Below are 3,603 nucleotides of genomic sequence, written 5' to 3'. Positions count from 1 at the left end.
CAGCTGCCGGACACCGGTTCGGAGGGTGTGGGCACCGCAGCGCTGGTGGCCGGCCTGATCACGCTGCTGGGTGGTGCGCTCGTGGCGGTCCGCGGCTGGAGCCGCCGGACCACCCGCGAGGAGCTGCACCAGCCGTAACCGGCAGTTCAGCAGCACGACCGCCATGGATGGGGCCCGAGTCCTCGGGCCCCATCCATGGCGTGCTTGGTGGTACCCCGGGGCAGGCGTTCGTGATCACCCAGCGCTCACCCTGGCTTCGTCCTCGCATCACCCTCGCCGGACTGGCCCGCGGATAGCGGTGTCCCGGATGCTGGGCGGCGGTGCGTGGACGCACACATGCGGCGTGTCTGCGCGGGCGTGACGGGGAACGGAAAGAGGAACACCTGGTGGGTAGTCGACGTGAGGCGATGGGGCGTTCGATGCGGACGCTGACGCGGGGGATCGCCGCTGCGGGGGTGCTGGGCCTGGTGGGCACGGCAGCGGTCGCGGCAGGCTCAGCTCCTGCGGTGGCGGCCGAGGGTGATGAGATCAGCGGCTCGATCTGGCAGGACTACGACGCCAACGGCGTCTTCGACACCTTCGAGTCAGGGCTCGCCGGTATCGAGGTCTACGCCTATGACAGCGCCGGCACAGTCGCCGGGCCTGTCACCACTGGCGTGGACGGTTCCTACTCGCTGCCCGTGACCTCCGACGCCGCGCAGTGGCGCGTGGAGGCGAACTTGCCGGACACCCCGGAGTGGGCGCAGTGGCGCGACTCGGTAGTGGGACGTGCGGGTGACCCTGCGAACGGCACCACGGTGCAGTTCGTCGACGTCGTCGACGGCGCCGGCGCCACCGATGTGGACTTCTCCTTCCAGGTCCCGACGGCGTTCGTCGAGAACAACCCGCGCGTCTACATCCCGATCCTTCAGTACGGCGCGTCCGACGGAGCGAGCGCCGCGCTGCCGGGCTCAGGAGTCATCTTCTGGGACTCCGAGAGCGCGAGTGGCACTGACGTGGTTCCGCAGACAGGCGTGGTGCCGTTCAGCGAGATCGGTGCGACGAACGGCTCGGCGATGACCCGCGCCGACGCCATCGGTGACGTTCCCACGGTCTTCGCCGCGGCATACCTGCGACGGCACACCGGCTTCGGCCCCGGTGGCATCGGCGCCATCTACCGTGTGACGCCCGACGGCGCCAACTGGGACGCTGCGACGGCATCGGCCGACGTCTACGTCGACGTCACCGACTGGGGGATCGACCTCGGCGGACCCGATGCCGCTGCGGACCCGACCGACCCGAACGGCCTGCGTCCGAACACCACGGCCGAGAACCCGGCCTACGACTGGAGCCGTGACGCCCAGGCGTGGAACGAGGTCGGTCGGGCAGGTCTCGGCCTGATCTCGATGAGCCCGGACGAGCGTTATATCTTCGCGGTCAACCTGCACAACCGGTCGCTGATCCGGATTGACACCGCCGGCGAGGCGACCGGCACGCCGGTCAATGTCGAGGAGTTCGAGCTCGACGCCTTCTTCCCCGACGACTCAGACGTGCGTCCCTACGGCGTGAGCGTGGACGCTCTCACCGGGACGATGTACCTGACCGCAACCGACACGGCGGAGACCAGCCAGGACGTTGCTGACCTTCACGGGTACGTCTACTCCTTCGACGCCGAGGACCCCGCGGCGCTGACGCCGGTGCTCGACTTCCCGCTCGACTTCGCACGCAGCGGCTTCTCGCCGACGTTCGTGCCGTGGGCCACGGAGCTCGGTCACTACCCGGCCGGCACGACGATGCGTTACCCGATGCCGGTCACCGCGAGCGTGCAGGTGCTGCACGGCGACCTGATCATCGGCATGCGCGACCTGGTCGGGGATGTCTTCGGCAACACGACGCTGCTCTCCGGCGACCCGACCGACGGCGACACCCGGACCGTGGGACACGTCCGGTCCGAGGGCGACGTCTTCATCGCAGCGCCCAACGGCGACGGCACCTTCACGCTCGAGAACAACGGTGTGCACGACGGCGTGACCGGTGACGGCGCGGCGCAGGGGGAGCTCGGCCCGGGCGGGCTGCGCTACTTCGACACCGGATACACGCCGCTCAACCAAGACAACGAGTCCACGGGATCGGTCGTCGTGATGCCGAGCCGCCCGGACGGCATCATGACGACCGGCGTGCACGTCGCCAACGGTGGCAGCCAGGAAGGCACCCGGCGGCTCTACCAGGACACCGGTGCCGCCTACGACCCCCGAGGTGCCCTCATCCGGTCTACCGCGGGGAGCCTGGTGACCTCGAAGGGCAACGGCCTGGGCACCGCGTCGGTGCTGGCCTCGGCTGCGCCGATCGAGATCGGTAACTATGTCTGGTACGACGTCGATTACGACGGTGTGCAGGATCCGGACGAGGCGCCGGTCGAGGGTGCGACGGTCAACCTCTATGAGGTGGATGGTGAGGGCAACCGCACGCTGGTGAGCTCGACGACCACGAGCGCATTGGGTGAGTACTACTTCTCCTCGAACCCGGCTCTGAATGAGAACGGGTATGCGTTGATGACCAACACCGATTACGTGGTCGGTATCGACAACCCGGATGACTACGCGGCGGGTGGACCGCTGGACGGCTGGTACCCGACGGTTCCGGACACCGGTGACACAGCTTCGGTGGATGCGGATCGCAACGACTCCGATGGTCTCGTGGAGGAGAGCGAGGCGGGTGCGTTCCCGTACGCGGCGATCACCACGGGTGGTCCGGGGGAGAACGACCACACGATCGACTTCGGGTACGCCAACATCGACTACGAGTTCGACAAGCGGACCGTGTCCGGTCCCACCGAGAGCCCGGAGGATGAGGGCACCTGGGTGCTCGAGTACGAGCTGGTGGCCGAGAACACCGGGATGATAGACGGCGACTACCTGCTCACCGACGACCTCACCGGGTACGGCGAGGGCATCGTGGTGGTCGACACCGAGGTGGTGTCCGGGCCTGAGGGTGCTGCGCTGAACCCGGACTGGGATGGTGTGGAGGATCAGCGGGTCATCACTGCCGAGCAGACGATCGATGCGCAGTCCACGGTCGAGAACGGCAGCGAGCACGTCTACCTGATCCGGGTCACGGTCGCGCTGGCGACCGATGCCGAGACCGGTGAGGCCGCCGTCGAGCCGGGGCAGCTGACCTGCACCGACGGCCAGGGCCCGGGGGATGTGACCACGGGGTTGTTCAACGTGGCCACGATGGACCCGAGCAACCACGAGGACATCGTGGACACCGAGTGCGGTGACCTCCCGCTCGTCACGCTGGACAAGACCGTCACGGTCGAGCCCCAGGTCGTCGACCCGGTCACCAACCCCGGCGAGTACGAGATCACCTACGGGCTCACGGTCACCAACGAGAGCACGACGGCGACCGACTACGACCTCGAGGACCGACTCCGGTTCGGCGAGGGCATCACGATCGTCGAGGGCTCGGTCGTCGCGACCAACGTCACCCCGGGTGACGTCGAGACCAACGCGGCCTACGACGGCACGACCGACAGCTCGATCGTGACCGACGTCCCGATCGCGGGCGGCCAGGTCGACACCTACACGGTCACACTGCGTTACACCGTGGAGCTGCCGGAGGCGG

Annotated in this window: 2 protein-coding genes; both read left to right on the top strand. The window is 68.2% G+C overall.

Annotation, left to right across the window (positions count from 1 at the left end):
* The first annotated feature begins 3 nt into the window (after positions 1 to 3).
* On the top strand, positions 4 to 138 hold the full coding sequence (locus GPA04_RS21580) for an LPXTG cell wall anchor domain-containing protein (RefSeq protein WP_366465083.1): 135 nt from the start codon (positions 4 to 6) through the stop codon (positions 136 to 138).
* A gap of 248 nt (positions 139 to 386) precedes the next feature.
* The coding region (locus GPA04_RS20920) for an SdrD B-like domain-containing protein (protein WP_156226170.1) at positions 387 to 3,603 on the top strand (3,217 nt) is incomplete at its 3' end.

The organism is Pseudactinotalea suaedae (genome assembly GCF_009733815.1).
GTDB classification, from domain to species: Bacteria; Actinomycetota; Actinomycetes; order Actinomycetales; family Beutenbergiaceae; genus Pseudactinotalea; species Pseudactinotalea suaedae.
Note: the sequence above shows the minus strand (reverse complement) of the source record. Positions and strands in the feature narration are given on the sequence as shown.